Origin of the sequence: Pseudomonas sp. IT-P260 (assembly GCF_949768395.1) — a bacterium.
GTDB classification, from domain to species: Bacteria; Pseudomonadota; Gammaproteobacteria; order Pseudomonadales; family Pseudomonadaceae; genus Aquipseudomonas; species Aquipseudomonas parakoreensis.
Genome location: NZ_CATKPO010000023.1, coordinates 1 through 761 on the forward strand (window position 1 = coordinate 1; position 761 = coordinate 761).

General features: G+C 56.8%; 1 protein-coding gene. It reads left to right on the plus strand.

Annotation, left to right across the window (positions count from 1 at the left end; genetic code table 11):
• Positions 1 to 724 (plus strand): IS3 family transposase (locus ACM6HV_RS13940; RefSeq protein WP_414904477.1); only part of this gene is annotated, 724 nt, incomplete at its 5' end.
• Between the last annotated feature and the right edge of the window lie 37 nt (positions 725 to 761).

Genomic DNA, 761 nt, shown 5'->3' on the forward strand with positions numbered 1-761 from the left:
GCGGGAGAAACTTAAGGCCGTGCTGGTCAAGCATCATAAGGAATCCAGAGCGTCCGCCGGGTCTCGCACCCTGTCCAAGGAACTGCAAGCCAAGGGGCATCGTGTCGGGAGACATATGGCTCGCAGCTTGATGCGCGAAGCCGGTGTTGCCAGTCATCAACGGCGGCGGCACAAGTACAAATCTTCCGGCGTTGAGGCGCTGGTGGCGCCGCATGTGCTCAAGCGCAAGTTTGATGTCACGGCGGTTAACCAAGTGTGGTGCGGCGATGTGACCTACATCAAAGTCGGCACGCGCTGGATGTATTTCGCGGCGGTGCTGGATCTGTTTGCCCGCAGGATCGTGGGCTGGTCGTTTTCGATGATTTCCGATGCCACGCTGACCTGCGAAGCGTTGCGGATGGCGGTCGGCCTGCGAGGCCGGCCAAAAGAGGTGCTGTTTCACTCTGACCAGGGCTGCCAATACACCAGTCATAAATTCAGGAAAGAAATGCGCAAACATGGCCTCCTGCAAAGCATGAGTCGCAAAGGTGAGTGCTGGGACAACGCTCCGATGGAGCGTTTCTTTGGCAGCCTCAAGTCAGAGTGGGTACCAGAAGATGGCTACCGCTCGGAACATGAGGCGCGGGTGGATGTGCAGCGTTATGTGATGCGTTACAACAACGTCAGGCTCCATAGCTACAACGACTACCGGTCGCCGGTAGCTATGGAGAAACTGGCGGCATGAAACCGTAACTGGTGTCCAAAATTAGTTGACCAGTTCA